The sequence below is a fragment of the Rathayibacter sp. AY1F3 genome (assembly GCF_002931975.1).
In the GTDB taxonomy this organism is placed as follows: Bacteria; Actinomycetota; Actinomycetes; order Actinomycetales; family Microbacteriaceae; genus Rathayibacter.
Window position 1 is genome coordinate 244,950 of sequence record NZ_PSVF01000001.1, and the last position, 15,354, is coordinate 260,303.

Below are 15,354 nucleotides of genomic sequence, written 5' to 3' on the forward strand. Positions count from 1 at the left end.
GGGTGAGCCCGCCACGGCGTGCCTCCCACTCGAGTGGAATCTCGCGGACGGCGACCAGAGGGCACACGGGAAGGGACGGACGTCAGCCGAGCAGGGACCAGACGGTCCCGGCGAGGACGGTGCCGACCGCGGCGCCCGCGAGGACCTGAGCGGGGGTGTGCGCACCGAGGCGCACCCTCGACCAGAGCACCCAGAGGACGATGGGCACGCTGATCAGCAGGGAGAGCGGTCCGTAGGCGATCAGCACGACGACGGCGCAGGTGGCGACCACCGCCGCGTGCCCGGACAGCTTCCAGACCAGGTTGACCACGCCGACGGCGAGCACCACGGCCACCGTCACCACGCCGAACGTGGTCACCGCGGCAGGAGCGCCGAGCACGGCGAGCAGTACCAGGCCGGCCGCGATCGACACCAGCGCCAGCGCGATCGGCAGCGCCCGCTCGCGCCGGTCGGGCACGTGATGGTCGCCGTGGATCCGGCCGGTGCGCATCAGCAGGCGGATGACGAGGTAGGGCACCACGCCGACGAAGAGCGCCGCGAGCGCTCCCCAGGCGACGCCGAGCAGGGGCGGATCCGCGACGCGCGCGCCGACCACGACCGGCACGAGCACCGCGAGGACCGCCGGGGAGAACACCTCCGTCGCGAGCCGCGCGGCCGCCGATCCGGCCGCCACCGGACTAGATCTTCTCGATCGGCGCGACCTTGATCAGCAGCTTCTTCGCGCCCACCTGGTCGAAGAGCACGTGCGCGACGCGCTTCGAGCCCTCGCCCGTCACCGCGTTCACGCGCCCCTCACCGAAGTCGGTGTGCCGGATGCGGTCGCCCGCGATCAGCTCGAGGTCGCCGTTGTCGCGCACCATGCCGGTGATCCGGTTCGGGAACTCGCCCTTGGCCTTCGGCGCCGCGGCGAGCGCCTCCCGGAACTCGGTGTTCGATCGCGACTTGCCGAAGCCGGGCCGCTGAGCGTTCAGGGCCCGGGGCTGCGTACCGCCGCGCGAGGTCGCCGCGCCGGGCGACTGGCGCCACTGGATCAGCTCTCCCGGGATCTCCTGCAGGAACCGGCTCGGCATCGCGACCGACGTCTCGCCGTACTGCGCGCGGGTCATCGCGAGCGAGAGGTAGAGGCGCTTGCGGGCCCGGGTGATCCCCACGTAGAACAGCCGCCGCTCCTCGGCCGGGCCGCCGGGCTCGTTCGCCGAGATGCGGTGCGGGAGCAGGTCCTCCTCGATGCCGGTGAGGAACACGGCGTCGTACTCGAGGCCCTTCGCCGTGTGCAGCGTCATCAGCGAGACGGTGCCGGAGTCGTCGTCGAGGTCGTCGGCCGCGGCGACCAGCGAGACCTCGGTGAGGAAGTCCACGAGCCCGCCGTCCGGGTTGTTGCGCGCGAACTCCTTGGTGACGGCGATGAGCTCGTCGACGTTCTCGGCGCGGGCCTCGTCCTGCGGGTCGCGGCTGGCGCGGAGCATGTCGAGGTAGCCGCTGCGGGTGAGGAGCGCCGTCAGCACCTCGTGCACCTTCGCCTCGCCGCCCTCCCGTGCGGGGTCGAGCATCAGCGCGCACTCGTCGAGGAGGGTCGCGAGGTCGACGATCGCCTTCGTCACCTTCGGGCCCATCCCGAGCGAGCCGGCGTTGCGCATCGCCTCCCGCAGGGTCACCGCGTTGGTGTCGGCGAACGACTGCAGCTGCGCCTCCGTCGCGGGGCCGATGCCCCGCTTCGGAGTGTTCATGATGCGCCGCAGCGCCAGCACGTCGGCCGGATTCGCCACCGTGATCAGGTACGCCAGGGCGTCCTTGATCTCGGCGCGCTCGTAGAACTTCGTGCCGCCCAGGATCCGGTAGGGCAGCGCGGAGCGGATGAAGATCTCCTCCAGCGCGCGGGTCTGCGCGTTGGTGCGGTAGAAGACCGCGATCTCGTCGTAGCCCGTGCCCGCCGCGTGCAGGCGGGCGATCTCGTCGACCACGAACTGCGCCTCGTCGTGACCCGAGTAACCGGTGTAGCCGACGATCTTCTCCCCGTCGCCGCTGGAGGACCAGAGGTTCTTCGCGCGACGGTCGAAGTTGTTCGAGATGACGGCGTTGGCCGCCGAGAGGATGTTCTGCGTCGAGCGGTAGTTCTGCTCGAGCAGGATCACGCGGCAGCCCGGGAAGTCGCGCTCGAACTCGACGATGTTGCGGATGTCGGCGCCGCGGAACGCGTAGATGGACTGGTCCGAGTCGCCGACGACGGTGAGCGAGGCCCCCGGGATGGAGCCGTCGGCCGTGACCGGTCCGCGGTAGGGGCGGTCGAACTGCGCCGCCGCCATCGTCGCCGGCGGCACGGGCCGGGTCAGCTCGTGGATCAGCGAGTACTGGGCGTGGTTCGTGTCCTGGTACTCGTCGACCAGCACGTGGCGGAAGCGCCGCTGGTACTTCGCGGCGACGTGCGGGAAGGCGCGGAAGAGGTAGACGGTCTGCGCGATCAGGTCGTCGAAGTCGAACGCGTTCGCCCCCTCGAGCGCCCGCGAGTAGGCCCGGAAGACCTGGAGGAACATCTCCTCGTTCGGGTCGCTGAGGTTCGCGGTGCGGGCGTAGGAGTCGACGTCGGCGAGCTCGTTCTTGAGCTTGGAGATCTTCGCGGAGGCGCTCGCGACGGTGATTCCGAGCGAGTCGGCCTCGAGGTCCTTCACGATGCGCTTGAGCAGGGCGCGCTGATCGCCCGAGTCGTAGATCGTGAACGACTTGGTCATGCCGAAGTTCTCGGCCTCGCGGCGCAGGATCCGCACGCACGCGGAGTGGAACGTCGAGATCCACATCCCCTCGGCGCTCTGCCCCACCAGCTTCTCGACGCGCTCGCGCATCTCGGCCGCGGCCTTGTTGGTGAACGTGATCGCGAGGATCTGGCTCGGCCAGGCCTCGCCGTTGCCCAGGAGGCTCGCGATGCGCCGGGTGAGGACGCTGGTCTTGCCCGAGCCCGCACCCGCGACGATGAGCAGCGCGTCTCCGCGGTACTCGACCGCCTCGCGCTGCTGGGGGTTCAGCCCCGCGACGAGCTGCTCGTGCGCCGGGTCGGTGCGGGGCGCGTCCCCGGGGCCGCCGGGGGGACCGACGATGACCGGGGTGGCGCGGGAGTCGCTCGGATCGAAGAGGAAGCTCATGTCCCTCCGAGTGTAGATCGCCCCTCCGACACCGGGAGCGGTCAGGCGGTCCGCTGACGCGGCGCGGGCGAGGTGAGCGCCCCACCGACGTCCAGTCCGCGCCACGCGAGGGAGAAGCCGAGCACGGCGAGCGCCGACGTCGACACCGCCAGGAGCTGCAGGAGCGCGAAGGCGGTGAGGTCCTTCGTGTCGTCGGGGTAGTACTGGATGCCCTGGACGGCGAGAGCCGCGAGCAGCACCACCACGATCACCGAGCACACCAGGAGCAGCCGGTTCACCCCGCGCCGCGCGGGCCTCTTCGGCGCTCGGCCCACCTGGGCCCTGGTGGTCAGCCACGCGCAGGCGGCGGAGGCGGAGGCGAGCGCGACGAGGTCGGCCCCGAGGACGTCGCTCGCCCGGTGCCAGGAGGCGGCCATCGTCAGGTTGCCGACCAGCACCACGACCGCGCCGCCCAGCGCGAGCACGACGGTCCGCGCGCGCCCGGGGACGACCATCGCCAGGGCGAAGACCACCGAGACGGCCGCCGCGGTGTGCCCGCTCGGGAAGCTGCCGCCGGTGTACCAGGAGTCGGTGTCGACCAGCTCGGGCCGCTCGAGGATCACGTTCTTGAGCAGCTGGGTGAGCCCGGCCGTGACGACGATCGAGCCGACGGAGGCGACGGCCAGCGCCGGGCGCCTCCGGATCAGCGCGATCGCCGCGACGAGCAGGGCGCCGACGACCATGGAGAGCGGGGTGACGTCCGCGAGCGCCCCCGCGGCGGCGCCGGTGGCCCGGCCGAAGACGAGGTCGGCTCCCCGGAGCCCCGAGTTCTCGACGCCCTGGCCCTGAGGGGTGAGCACGGCGAGCCAGTAGACGACGGCGACGCCGATCACGGCGAGGACGGCGGTGGTGATCCAGCGGCGGGTGATGCGCTCTCGGGTGGACACGGGGCCTCCTCTCGAGGGTCGGGCGGGCGGTGGTGAGCCGATGATGCCAGCGCAGCCTCCGCGTCCGCTCGGCACGCGCCGGACGAGCACCCGATCGGCGGACCGGTCAGCCGCGGAGCAGGCGCTCCTGCTCGGCCGCCCGCGCCTCGATCGCCAGATCGGGCTGGTCGGCGAAGACGCCGTCCACTCCCGAGCGGAGGATCATCGCGAACTCCTCCTGCCAGCCGCCGTACTCCGCCGGGTCCTTCCCGCGGCGGTGCACCTTCTCGAGGAATCGGTTCTCGGCGCGCAGCGTCCAGCAGTAGACCTCGAGCCCGGCCGCGTGGGCGTCCTCGACGAGCGGACCGGTCCCCGTCGCCCGGCCGGCCGCGTCCCGCGAGAAGAGCATGCTCTTGTCGACGCTGATCCCGTCGACGGCTCCGGCGAGGTTCCGCAGTCCCGCCGGCGTGGTGAAGGCGGAGTAGGGGGCCGCGTCGGCGCCGTGGGCGGCCACGAGGTCGGGCGGGGCGCCCCGCGACTCGAGCAGGTAGATCCGGCGGGTGCCGACTCCGCTCACCGCGAGCCGCTCCAGAACGGTCTTCTCGAAGCTCTCGATCGTGAGCCGCGGGTCGCGCGGACCCCAGCCCGCGGCGGCGAGCTCCTCGCGCAGCAGCACGTCCAGCGGCAGCCCGATCCCGGCGAAGTACGTCGCGTGCTTGATCTCGGCGACGAGCCCCGGCGGAGCGAGCGGATCGTCCTCCGCCGCCCGGTCCAGCAGCGCCAGCAGCTCCCTGAAGCGCAGCAGCGGGAACTGCCCGTCGAACGTGGCGCTGGAGCCGCGCACCGCCGGCAGCCGCTCGCGGGCCCGCAGCTCCGACAGCTCGTCCCAGGTGAAGTCCTCGGTGAACCAGCCGGTGATCTCGCGGCCGTCGATCCGCTTGGTGGTGCGGCGCGCAGCGAACTCCGGGCGCTTCTCGACGTCCGTCGTGCCGGAGATCTCGTTCTCGTGGCGGAGGACGAGCACGCCGTCGCGGGTCGCCACCAGATCGGGCTCGAGCGCATCGGCGCCCAGCGCGATCGCCAGCTCGTAGGCGGAGCGGGTGTGCTCCGGTCGGTAGCCGCTCGCTCCGCGGTGGCCGATGACGAGCGGTGACTGACGCGCGGGCATGCCGCGATCCTACGGGCGGCACTGCGCGGCTCGCAGCGGAGTCGAGGTCCGCTCGAAGAGAACAGCCAGACTCTGAGAGGTGCTCTCAGATATGGTGGTGTCCATCGTCGCAGTCCTCTCGGATCCGCGGCGCACCCCGCACCCACAGCGACTCAGATCCGCGAGTTCCCTCGGAGACCAGCGCACCTGAGAGAAGAGGAACCATGGCAAGCAACAATCCGGCCTTCGGACGCCCGGAGTTCAGCAACCGCGGCTACGCCGGCCGCGTGCAGGACCTCCCGGACGTCTCTCCCGGCACGCTCGACCAGATGTACTCCCGTCCGGCCGCCGGCTCCGTCGAGACCGACCGGATGACCGTCGAGGACACCCTCGCCAAGACCGCCCTCGCCTTCGTCGTGCTCCTCGCGGGTGCGGCCGTCGGCTGGTTCGTCCCGGGCCTGATGCTCCCCGCCGTGCTCGTCGCGCTGGTGCTGGGCATCGTCAACGCCTTCAAGAAGCAGCCGTCGCCGGCCCTGATCCTCGGCTACGCCGCGACCCAGGGCATCGCGGTCGGTGCGATCTCGAAGTTCTTCGAGAGCGCGTACGCCGGAGCGGTCGTCCAGGCCCTCATGGCGACCGTCATCGTGATCGGCGTCACCCTGGCGCTGTTCATGAACGGCAAGATCCGCACCTCGCCGAAGCTCAACAAGATCTTCTTCATCGGCATGATCAGCTACGCGGTGTTCTCGCTGGTGAACCTGGGCCTCGGCCTCTTCGGCGTCGGCGGCGGCTTCGGTCTCCGCACCGGCTTCATCGGCATCGTGATCGGCCTCATCGCCGTCGCGCTCGCCACGTACTCGCTCGTGATGGACTTCGAGTTCATCCAGCAGGGCGTGCGCAACCGCCTCCCCCGCATCTACGGCTGGACCGGCGCCTACGGCATCCTGGTCACCGTCGTCTGGATGTACCTGGAGATCCTGCGCCTCGTCGCGATCTTCCGCGAGTAGCACGGCGAACCACGTCCGACGGGCGCTCGACCTCCGGGTCGGGCGCCCGTCGTCGTTCCCTGCCCCAGCGCCGTTCCCGGTGCACTGCCGGGAGCGCCTGGCACGATGGTGGGATGAGCGCCGCAGACTCCCGGATCGTCGGCCTCGACGTCGCACGCGGCCTGGCCGTCCTCGGCATGTTCGCCGCCCACCTCGCCCCCGTCGAGAGCGAGATGCTCTGGAACGGCCGCAGCTCCGTCCTCTTCGCCGTGCTGGCGGGAGTGTCGATCGGGCTGATGACGGGCGGCGCACAGCGCTCCTCGCGGCCCTGGCAGGACACTGGATCGATCCTGCTCCGCGGGCTGTACCTGCTCGTCATCGGCGTCGCCCTCACCCTGCTCGGGACGCCGATCGCGGTGATCCTGCCGCACTACGGGGTGATGTTCCTCGTCGCGGCGCTGCTGCTCTTCCTGCCGCGGGCGGTCCTCGCCCTGCTGGTCGCGGTCGCGGCGATCGCCGGGCCCCTCGCGGTCGACGCGCTGACGAGCGCCGGCGGCTCCTGGCTCTCGACCCTGTCGCCCGACGAGGCGCTCCTGGCCGCGCAGCCCCTCATCTGGCTCACCCAGTACTATCCGGTGCCGTCGTGGCTGGCGTACGTGGTCCTCGGCCTCCTGATCGCGCGCTGCGACATCCGGTCCGCGACCACCCAGCGCTGGGTCGTCGTCGGCGGCGCCGTCTCGGCCGTGCTCGGCTACGGCGGTGGGCTGCTGCTCGGGGGTCCGGAGGCGGTGGAGGCGCACGCCAGCACCACCGCCGAGCTCCTCGGGGCGGGCGGGGTCGCCTGCGTGGTCCTCGGCGCGCTGACGGCTCTGCTGCAGCGGCTGCCGCTCGTGGCACGGGCGGCGACTCCGATCGCGGCCGTCGGTGCGATGCCGCTGACGATCTACTCGCTGCAGCTCGTGGCGCTGGCGGTGTACCTGGTCCCGTACGAGCCGTTCGACTTCGAGGCGTGGCGCAGCTGGACGCTGCTCGGCGTCTTCGTGGTCGGCTCGATCGTCGCCGCTCTCCTCTGGAGGCGACTCGTGGGGCAGGGCCCGCTGGAGTGGCTGCTCGCGCGCGCGTCGCTGCGGCCTCGGGGTCCGCGCGCGGCGCTGGGTTAGGGTGGCCGGATGATCACGCGTCGCGAGGCCGCTCAGCGCCTCGACATCCCCCTCGAGATGGCGACGCGGCACGGCATCCCCACCCGTCTGTCGGAGGAGGAGCTCGCCGCCCTCGAGCAGGATCCGCCCGCCTGGCTCGTCCAGTCGCGCGCGAACCGCACCGGCAGGCGTCCCGTGTGGGTGACCCTCGACTGCGTCGTCTGCGGCCGCTCCGAGGCCGCCCGCCCGAAGAAGTGGTGGCCCGAGTTCACGTTCCTCGTCTGCGAGGACCACTCCCCCGCCTCCTGGCCGCACCACCCCGAGGGCCACCGCCGCGACGAGTACGACGGCATCGGCACCCGCTTCATCGGCGTGCTCGACACCCCGGCCTGACCCGAGCTCGCGAGCCTGCCGCCTGCACCTCGGCCCCCGGACCAGCGCCGACACGCGTTCCCCGACCGCTCGGCAGGAGCTCGCTTCTCCGCCGGCACCCCAGGAACGTCCCCGCAGGGCCTCGAACCCCTGACCGCCACTCGGTATGCCTCGCCAGGCACCGGTCACCCCTCACCGATCCCCCGGCCGCACCGCGGCCACCCGTTCCCTGAACAGCCACCTGAGCTCGTTCCCCGACCTGCACCCCGGGAACGGCCCCCTCGGGGCTCGTTCCTCTCTACCTGCACCCGGGAACGGCCCCGCAGGGGCTCGTTCCCTCTACCTGCACCCAGGAACGGCCCCGCAGGGGCTCGTTCCCCCACCCGCTCCCCTCAACAAGAAACGGCCCCCTTCGAAGGGAGCCGTTCCTGACGTTCCGCGGGTCTCCGCGCGGTCAGCTGCAAGGCGGAGAAGGGCGCGATACCGGAGGTATCGCAACCGCCGACAACGCCGCAGATGACCGTGCGGAGACCCGCGGAATCACTCCCACTCGATGGTGCCGGGGGGCTTGGACGTCACATCCAGCACCACCCGGTTCACGCCGCTCACCTCGTTGGTGATGCGGTTGGAGATTCTGGCGAGGAGGTCGTAGGGCAGGCGGGTCCAGTCGGCGGTCATCGCGTCTTCCGAGGAGACGGGGCGCAGGACGATGGGGTGGCCGTAGGTGCGGCCGTCGCCCTGGACTCCGACGGAGCGGACGTCGGCGAGGAGGACGACGGGGCACTGCCAGATCTCGGTGTCCAGGCCGGCGGCGGTGAGCTCGGCGCGGACGATGGCGTCGGCGTCCTGGAGGAGGTCGAGCCGCTCCTGGGTGACCTCGCCGACGATGCGGATGCCGAGGCCGGGTCCGGGGAAGGGCTGGCGGCCGACGATGACCTCGGGGAGGCCGAGCTCGCGGCCGATCGCGCGGACCTCGTCCTTGAAGAGGGTGCGGAGCGGCTCGACGAGCGCGAACTGCAGGTCCTCGGGGAGTCCGCCCACGTTGTGGTGGGACTTGATGTTGGCGGTGCCGGTGCCGCCGCCGGATTCGACGACGTCGGGGTAGAGCGTGCCCTGGACGAGGAAGTCGATCGTCTCGCCCTCGCCCTGCGCTTCGAGCACGAGCGCTTCGGCGGCGGCCTCGAAGGTGCGGATGAACTCGCGGCCGATGATCTTGCGCTTCTGCTCCGGGTCGCTGACGCCGGCGAGCGCGTCGAGGAACTGCTCGCGCGCGTCGACGGTGACCAAGCGGACGCCGGTCGCGGCGACGTAGTCCTCCTCGACCTGGCGGCGCTCGTCCTTGCGGAGGAGTCCGTGGTCGACGAAGACGCAGGTGAGCTGATCGCCGATGGCGCGGTGCACGATCGCAGCGGCGACGGCGGAGTCGACTCCGCCGGACAGGCCGCAGATGACGCGTCCGGTGCCGACCTGCTCGCGGATCACGGCGACCTGGTCGTCGATCACGTTGGAGGAGTTCCAGTCGGCCGGGATGCCCGCGGCGCGGTGGAGGAAGTTCTCGATGACGGCCTGGCCGTAGGCGGAGTGCTTGACCTCCGGGTGCCACTGCACGCCGTAGAGGCGGCGCTCGTCGTTGCCGAAGGCGGCGACCGGGGTGGAGCTCGTGGAGGCGAGGACCTCGAAGCCCTCAGGCGCCTGTGCGACCGAGTCGCCGTGGCTCATCCACACCGTCTGGTCGGCGGGCTGCTCGCCGAGGAGCACGCCACCGTCGGTCGAGAGGGCGGCGTCCGTCGCTCCGTACTCGCGCAGCCCTGTGTTGGCGACCTCGCCGCCGAGCGTCTTCGCCATCACCTGGAAGCCGTAGCAGATGCCCAGGACCGGGATCCCGAGGTCGAAGATCGCGGGGTCGAGCTGCGGGGCGCCCTCCTCGTACACGCTGGAGGGGCCGCCCGAGAGGATGATGCCGACGGGCGACTTCGCGGCGATCTCGGCGGCCGTAGCGTTGGAGGACACGATCTCGGAGTAGACGTTCGCCTCGCGGACCCGGCGGGCGATCAGCTGCGCGTACTGCGCGCCGAAGTCGACGACGAGGACGGGCTGCGCGGCCAGGTGCGGCTGGGGAGCGGTGGGCTGCTCGCTAATGGGGGGCCTCCACGGAGTCGGTCGGGGTCTTCGGGTCGGTGCCGGCGGTCCGGCGCTCGAGGTACTGCTCGACCTCGCGGGCGATGCGGGTCTCGACGAAGAAGGAGAGGGTGGGCACCACTCCGCCGAGAGCGATGAGCACGAAGCGCGTGAACGGCCAGCGCATGAGGCTCCACAGGCGGAAGTCGGCGAAGAGGTAGACGACGTAGAACCAGCCGTGCGCGATCAGGATGCCGGTGGACAGGTTCGCGCCGGTGCCGCTCGACCTGAACTCGCCTCCGGGCACCTCGTACATCGGGGCGAAGTGCAGGACGCCCTGCTGGCCGAAGGCGAACAGCTCGAGGTGGAAGACGTACTTGAGCAGCATCTCCGCGCAGAGCAGGAGCAGCATCACGCCGGTGATGATCGAGGTCACCCGGTAGAAGCGCAGCGCGCTCCGGATCGCAGGGAACTGCGCGGGCTTGGGCTCGAGGGGCATGACGACCAGTTTACGGTGCGGGGGCGGGGGCCTCGGCCCGGTCGCCCAGGTCGGCGCGGGCGCGCTCCTCGGCGTCGAGCGCCTCCTCGGCCTCGCGCTCCCACGCGTCCTTGACGAGGCGGAACCAGAGGTAGAGGGCGAAGCCGGCGAAGACGACCCACTCGATCGCGTAGAAGACGTTGAGCCAGTTCAGCGAGACGTCGCTCACGCGCGCCGGGGAGTCGATGGCCTCGAGGCCGGCGACCGGCTCGTCGACGACGACGTAGCCCTGGTAGACGTCCTGGGGCGGGTCCGGCCAGCGGTTGATCAGCGCGGGGACGGAGAGCGCGGTGAGGGTGGCGGGGTCCAGGCCCTCCGCCGGCGCCTCCGCGGCCTCGTTGGCCACGAGGCGGCCGATGAAGGAGGAGGGCGCCTGCTCGCTCCCGCTGTTCAGCGCGTCCGCGACGGACTGCGCCTGCGCCTCGTCCTGCGTCCAGCCGTAGGCGAGCACCAGGTCGGCGTCGGCGGTGCGTGTGCGGGCGATGACCCACCAGCCCGGCTGCTCGCCGTTCAGGCGGCCGCCGAGGATCTCGGCACCGCCCGGCACGAAGACGGACGAGCCCTCCACGCGCTGTCCGTCGGCGGTCGCCGTGATCGAGCGGGAGGGGGTCGCGACCTCGGCGAGCGGGAGCGTCGTCTCCGACACTCCGGAGTCGGGCGCGGCGGCTTCGACCGCGCGGCCGACCTGCCACTGCCCGAGCGCGGCGAAGAGCCCGGCGACCAGGAGTGCGAGCGCCAGCGCGGCGATCCAGCGCGGGCGCCGGGCCACCTGCCCGACCGTGCTCTGCGTCATTCGTCCCTCGTCCGCCCTCGATCCGTGCGGTGTCCCGCGGGCCGGATCGAGCCTAACCCGTGAGTGTGGGAGCTCCGTGGGATCAGTAGTCGGGCTCCCTCGGGCGGCGGGGCCGGGCGTCGTCGGCGCCGTCGGACTGCTGCATCGCCTGGTCGATGAGCGCCTGACGCATCGGATCGGGGAACTCGTCGTCGAGCTCGTCCGGCTCCGCGGGGCGCCTCGGAGGAGCGGGGGCCTCCTCCGAGGAGACGGCGGGCGCGGCCATCGCCGCCTCCACGAGCGCGAAGTCCTCCTCGTCCATGGCCGTGGCCGCTGCGGGTGCCGGGCGGTGCCGCCGCCGCGAGAGGAACGCGCCGATGCTCTCGGAGCGCGAGGCGAGGATCGGTCCGACGATCGCCATGATCAGCACGTAGAGGCCGGCGAAGGGCTGGATCCGCTCGTCGAGCCCCGCCGAGAGCGAGAGCGTCGCCAGGATGAGCGCGAACTCGCCGCGGTTGTGCAGGATGAACGCCGCGTTCAGGCCCGCGCGCGGTCCGAGCTTGTTGAGCCACGCGACGAACTGCCCCGCGCCGAGGTTCAGGACGATGGTCATCACCGCGGCGATCAGCACCGGGACCACGACGCTCGGGAACGCGCCGGGATCCAGCCCGAGACCGAAGTTGACGAAGAAGAAGGCTCCGAACACGTCGCGCAGCGGGATCGCGATGTGCTCGACCCTCGACCGGAACCGCGTCGCTCCGATGACCAGTCCGATCAGGAACGCGCCGATGGCGTCCGTCACTCCGAGGACCTCGCCGATGCCGCCGAACAGGATGGCGAGACCGAAGAACAGGATCGTGAACAGCTCGTCGTCGCGAGTGCGGAAGAAGCGGGAGACGACCTTCCCGCCCCAGCGGGCGATCGCGAACATCACCACGAGGAACGCGAACGCGATGACGAGCTTGAGCACCACCGGCCACGGCTCCGTCTCGCCCGAGAGCACGACGGACACGATCGCCAGGTAGACCGCGATGAAGATGTCCTCGACGACCGTGACGCCCAGGATCATCGGCGTCTCGGGGTTCGCCAGGCGCTTGAGCTCGATCAGCAGCTTGGTGACGATCGCGCTCGAGCTCGTCGCCGTGATGCCGGCGATGATCAGCGCCTCGCGGCTCCCCCAGCCCAGCGCGAAGCCGAAGCCGAGGCCGACGGCCATGTTGACCGCGATGTAGGAGCCGCCGGAGAGGATCAGGCGGCCGGCGTTCCCGAAGAACTCGTCCTGGTCGAACTCCAGGCCGAGGTTGAACAGCAGGAGTATCAGCCCGAAGACCGCGGTCAGCTCGATGTAGCTCGACTCGAAGTCGAGCGGGAAGAGGTGGAAGTTCGGGCTCGCGAGGAGCCCGACGACCATGTAGATCGGGATGGCCGGGAGCCCGATCGTCCTCCCCAGCCGGCCGAGGACGTAGGCGACGACGAACAGGACGCCGAGGACGATGAGGTCTTCGCCGTGGTGCATCCTCAGGCTCCGGGCGGGGCGTCGACCGTCTTGGCGAAGCTGCCGGTGCGGAAGAACGCGAACGCCTTGGCGACCTTCTCGGGGCTGCCGGCGACCACGAGGGTGTCGCCGGGGAAGACGCGGAAGTCGGGGGCCGGCGCCGGATTGGCGGCGTCGCCCCGGACCACGGCGACGACGGTCAGCCCGACGATCCCGCGGTCGGCGGGCTTGCCGAGCTGCTGTCCGGCGATGTGGTCGTCGTAGTCGACGGTGAACCAGTCGATCGAGAGGCCCGGGATCTGGTCGAGCGCGGTCAGCGACTCCGTGATCTGCGTGCCGCCGAGGAGCTCGGCGAGGGTGTGCGCCTCGTCGTCGCTCAGGCGGAGCGACACCTTGGCGCCGTCCTGGTCGCCCTCGGCGAACGTGATCAGGTCGCTGTGGCCGGAGCGGTGGGCGATGACGCCGACCTTGCCGCCGTCGGCCGTCAGGAACGTGTGCAGAACGCCGACACCGGGCAGTTTGACCCTGCGGACCTCGACCATGCGTGCTCCCTCCGCGCCGTGCGGCGCTCCCACTCGGGACTTCCAGCTTAGGCGCGTGCGGAGCCCTCCTGCCGAGGGAACCCCGACCCGTCGAGGGATCCCGCAGTTTCCCGGCGGCCTCGGCGGTCCTGCGTCCCTCGCTGTCCACAGGGGGTGGGGGGAGTCTCCACAGGAGGAGCGGAGGGAGGGAAAGGGGGGCGGAAGCGTGCAGTGGGGATCTGTCGAGACGGGGCGTGCCGCCGGTCGGACGAGTCCGTGCGGCTGCGCCGCGGTACGCGCGGACCGGCGAGTGGGCGAGGGCCTCCGCGGACGAGCGGCAGCGGGCGCGGATCGACGCCGTGGCCGCGACCTGGAGCGCGCCCTTCGTCCTCCGCGAGTCGGCGGCGGCGGTCCGGGACTCCCCCTGGTCGAGCCGCTCGCGGAGACCGTGCATGTCGAGGGGCGACGGACCTGGGCAGCCGGATGCGGAACGGCGTCGCGGAGCGCGCGTCCGCCCTCACCCGCACTGATCGACGGACTCGCCGTCTCGGATCCGGCGCAGACCGCCGTCGATCCGAACCGACCCGGCGTTCCTCGGGGGGCGCTCGCCCGAGCACGTGCTTCTCGCCCAGAAGCGCCGGGAAGACCGGATCCGCGCGCGCGGGTCCGCAGTGTCGTCCGCCGGGCTGGCGCGAGGCCTCCGACGCCAGCAGGTCCGGCCGGCCCGCGCCGGCGTCCGCCGCGTCCAGGGACCCCCGGGCCGTCGAGGGAGCCCGCTGTTCGCGGTGGCCTCGACGGTCAGGATCGCCTCGGTCGGTGAGCGTCAGCTGGGCTGGTACGGCGCGACGACGACCTCGACCCGCTGGAACTCCTTGAGGTCGGAGTAGCCGGTCGTCGCCATCGAGCGGCGCAGGGCGCCGATGAGGTTCGCCGTGCCGTCGGCGCCGGTGGCCGGGCCGTAGAGGACCTGCTCGAGGGTGCCGACGGTGCCGACCTCGACGCGGCGGCCGCGCGGCAGCTGCGGGTGGTGCGCCTCCGCGCCCCAGTGCCAGCCGCCGCCCGGAGCGTCGGTCGCGCGCGCCAGCGCCGAGCCGAGCATCACGGCGTCCGCGCCCACCGCGACGGCCTTCACGATGTCGCCGGAGGTGCCGAGGCCGCCGTCCGCGATGACGTGCACGTAGCGTCCGCCCGACTCGTCGAGGTAGTCGCGGCGAGCGCCGGCGACATCGGCGACCGCGGTCGCCATCGGAGCCTGGATGCCGAGCGTCGTGCGGGTGGTGGAGGCGGCACCGCCGCCGAACCCGACGAGGACGCCCGCGGCGCCCGTGCGCATGAGGTGCAGGGCCGCGGTGTAGGTGGAGGCGCCGCCGACGATGACGGGCACGTCGAGCTCGTAGATGAACTTCTTGAGGTTCAGCGGCTCGGTGTCGCGCGAGACGTGCTCGGCCGAGACGGTCGTGCCGCGGATGACGAACACGTCGACCCCGGCGTCGACGACGGTCTGGTACAGCTCCGCGGTCCGCTGGGGCGACAGGGCCCCGGCGACGGTCACGCCCGCGGCGCGGATCTCGGCCAGGCGCGCGGTCACCAGCTCGGGGCGGATCGGAGCGGAGTAGATCTCCTGCATCCGCTGCGTCGCGGTCTCGGCCGGAAGCCTGCGGATCTCCTCGAGCAGCGGCTCCGGGTCCTCGTACCGCGTCCACAGGCCCTCCAGGTCGAGGACGCCCAGCGCCCCCAGATGCCCGAGCCGGATCGCCGTCGCCGGCGACACCACCGAGTCCATCGGCGCGGCGAGGATCGGCGTCGCGAACTGGTACGCGTCGATCGACCACTTCACCGACACGACCTCGGGGTCGCGCGTCCGGCGGCTCGGGACGACGGCGATGTCGTCGAAGGCGTACGCGCGGCGGGCGCGCTTGGCGCGCCCGATCTCGATCTCCATGACGCAGAGTTTACTGTGGCTCGCTCCTCGCTCCGCTCGCCGCTCGCCCGCGGTCGGCCCGAACGGGCGATCGCGTTCCGCAGAGCGTCCCGCGTCCGCGCTACGCCGATCCGCTCGCACGCGGACCGCCGGTCACCGCTGAGCGGCGTCAGCCGTGGCTCGCTCCTCGATCCGCTCGCCGCTCGCCCGCGGTCGGCCCGAACGGGCGATCGCGTTCCGCAGAGCGTCCCGCGTCCGCGCTACGCCGATCCGCTCGCACGCGGACCGCCGGTCACCGCTGAGCGG

At 71.9% G+C, this 15,354-nt stretch carries 13 protein-coding genes; 3 read left to right on the forward strand and 10 right to left on the reverse strand.

The window, feature by feature from the left end:
• Positions 1-82: 82 nt before the first annotated feature.
• The 4 genes from C5C39_RS01185 to C5C39_RS01200 all read right to left on the reverse strand — a co-directional run bounded on the left by C5C39_RS01185 (position 83) and on the right by C5C39_RS01200 (position 5,207).
• A complete protein-coding gene (locus tag C5C39_RS01185) occupies positions 83-673 on the reverse strand; it encodes a phosphatase PAP2 family protein (protein WP_104227299.1) in 591 nt (196 codons plus the stop codon).
• 4 nt (positions 674-677) lie between these two features.
• Positions 678-3,134 (reverse strand): ATP-dependent helicase, encoded by a 2,457-nt coding sequence (locus C5C39_RS01190; RefSeq protein ID WP_104261607.1) that lies wholly within the window; start codon positions 3,132-3,134, stop codon positions 678-680.
• Between the two features lie 41 nt (positions 3,135-3,175).
• The gene (locus C5C39_RS01195; RefSeq protein ID WP_104352455.1) at positions 3,176-4,060 is read right to left on the reverse strand and encodes a phosphatase PAP2 family protein; all 885 of its coding nucleotides are present in this window, start codon (positions 4,058-4,060) and stop codon (positions 3,176-3,178) included.
• 106 nt (positions 4,061-4,166) lie between these two features.
• The gene (locus C5C39_RS01200; RefSeq protein ID WP_104349518.1) at positions 4,167-5,207 is read right to left on the reverse strand and encodes a glycerophosphodiester phosphodiesterase family protein; all 1,041 of its coding nucleotides are present in this window, start codon (positions 5,205-5,207) and stop codon (positions 4,167-4,169) included.
• Between the two features lie 203 nt (positions 5,208-5,410).
• Here C5C39_RS01200 and C5C39_RS01205 point away from each other — a divergent pair, with 203 nt between their 5' ends.
• The 3 genes from C5C39_RS01205 to C5C39_RS01215 all read left to right on the forward strand — a co-directional run bounded on the left by C5C39_RS01205 (position 5,411) and on the right by C5C39_RS01215 (position 7,704).
• Positions 5,411-6,193: a Bax inhibitor-1/YccA family protein gene (locus tag C5C39_RS01205; protein WP_104224741.1), complete on the forward strand. Its 783-nt coding sequence runs from the start codon at positions 5,411-5,413 to the stop codon at positions 6,191-6,193.
• 113 nt (positions 6,194-6,306) lie between these two features.
• Positions 6,307-7,332, forward strand: a complete 1,026-nt coding sequence (locus C5C39_RS01210; RefSeq protein WP_104352456.1) for a DUF418 domain-containing protein — start codon at positions 6,307-6,309, stop codon at positions 7,330-7,332.
• A gap of 9 nt (positions 7,333-7,341) precedes the next feature.
• Entirely contained in the window at positions 7,342-7,704 is a 363-nt protein-coding gene (locus C5C39_RS01215; protein WP_104352457.1) for a hypothetical protein, read from the forward strand.
• A gap of 519 nt (positions 7,705-8,223) precedes the next feature.
• Here C5C39_RS01215 and guaA read toward each other — a convergent pair.
• The 6 genes from guaA to C5C39_RS01245 form a co-directional block, all read right to left on the reverse strand.
• Positions 8,224-9,789, reverse strand: a complete 1,566-nt coding sequence (guaA, locus tag C5C39_RS01220) for a glutamine-hydrolyzing GMP synthase (RefSeq protein WP_104352458.1) — start codon at positions 9,787-9,789, stop codon at positions 8,224-8,226.
• Between the two features lie 28 nt (positions 9,790-9,817).
• Positions 9,818-10,300 carry a DUF3817 domain-containing protein gene (locus tag C5C39_RS01225; RefSeq protein ID WP_104256110.1) on the reverse strand — a complete coding sequence of 161 codons (483 nt, stop codon included), beginning with the start codon at positions 10,298-10,300 and terminating at the stop codon, positions 9,818-9,820.
• Between the two features lie 10 nt (positions 10,301-10,310).
• A complete protein-coding gene (locus tag C5C39_RS01230; RefSeq protein ID WP_104352459.1) occupies positions 10,311-11,132 on the reverse strand; it encodes an SURF1 family cytochrome oxidase biogenesis protein in 822 nt (273 codons plus the stop codon).
• Between the two features lie 82 nt (positions 11,133-11,214).
• Positions 11,215-12,627, reverse strand: coding sequence for a cation:proton antiporter (locus C5C39_RS01235; protein ID WP_104352460.1), 1,413 nt, complete (start codon positions 12,625-12,627; stop codon positions 11,215-11,217).
• A 2-nt stretch (positions 12,628-12,629) separates the two neighbouring features.
• Entirely contained in the window at positions 12,630-13,148 is a 519-nt protein-coding gene (locus tag C5C39_RS01240; protein WP_068256939.1) for a cation:proton antiporter regulatory subunit, read from the reverse strand.
• A gap of 802 nt (positions 13,149-13,950) precedes the next feature.
• On the reverse strand, positions 13,951-15,069 hold the full coding sequence (locus tag C5C39_RS01245) for a GuaB3 family IMP dehydrogenase-related protein (RefSeq protein WP_104224734.1): 1,119 nt from the start codon (positions 15,067-15,069) through the stop codon (positions 13,951-13,953).
• Positions 15,070-15,354 lie beyond the last annotated feature (285 nt).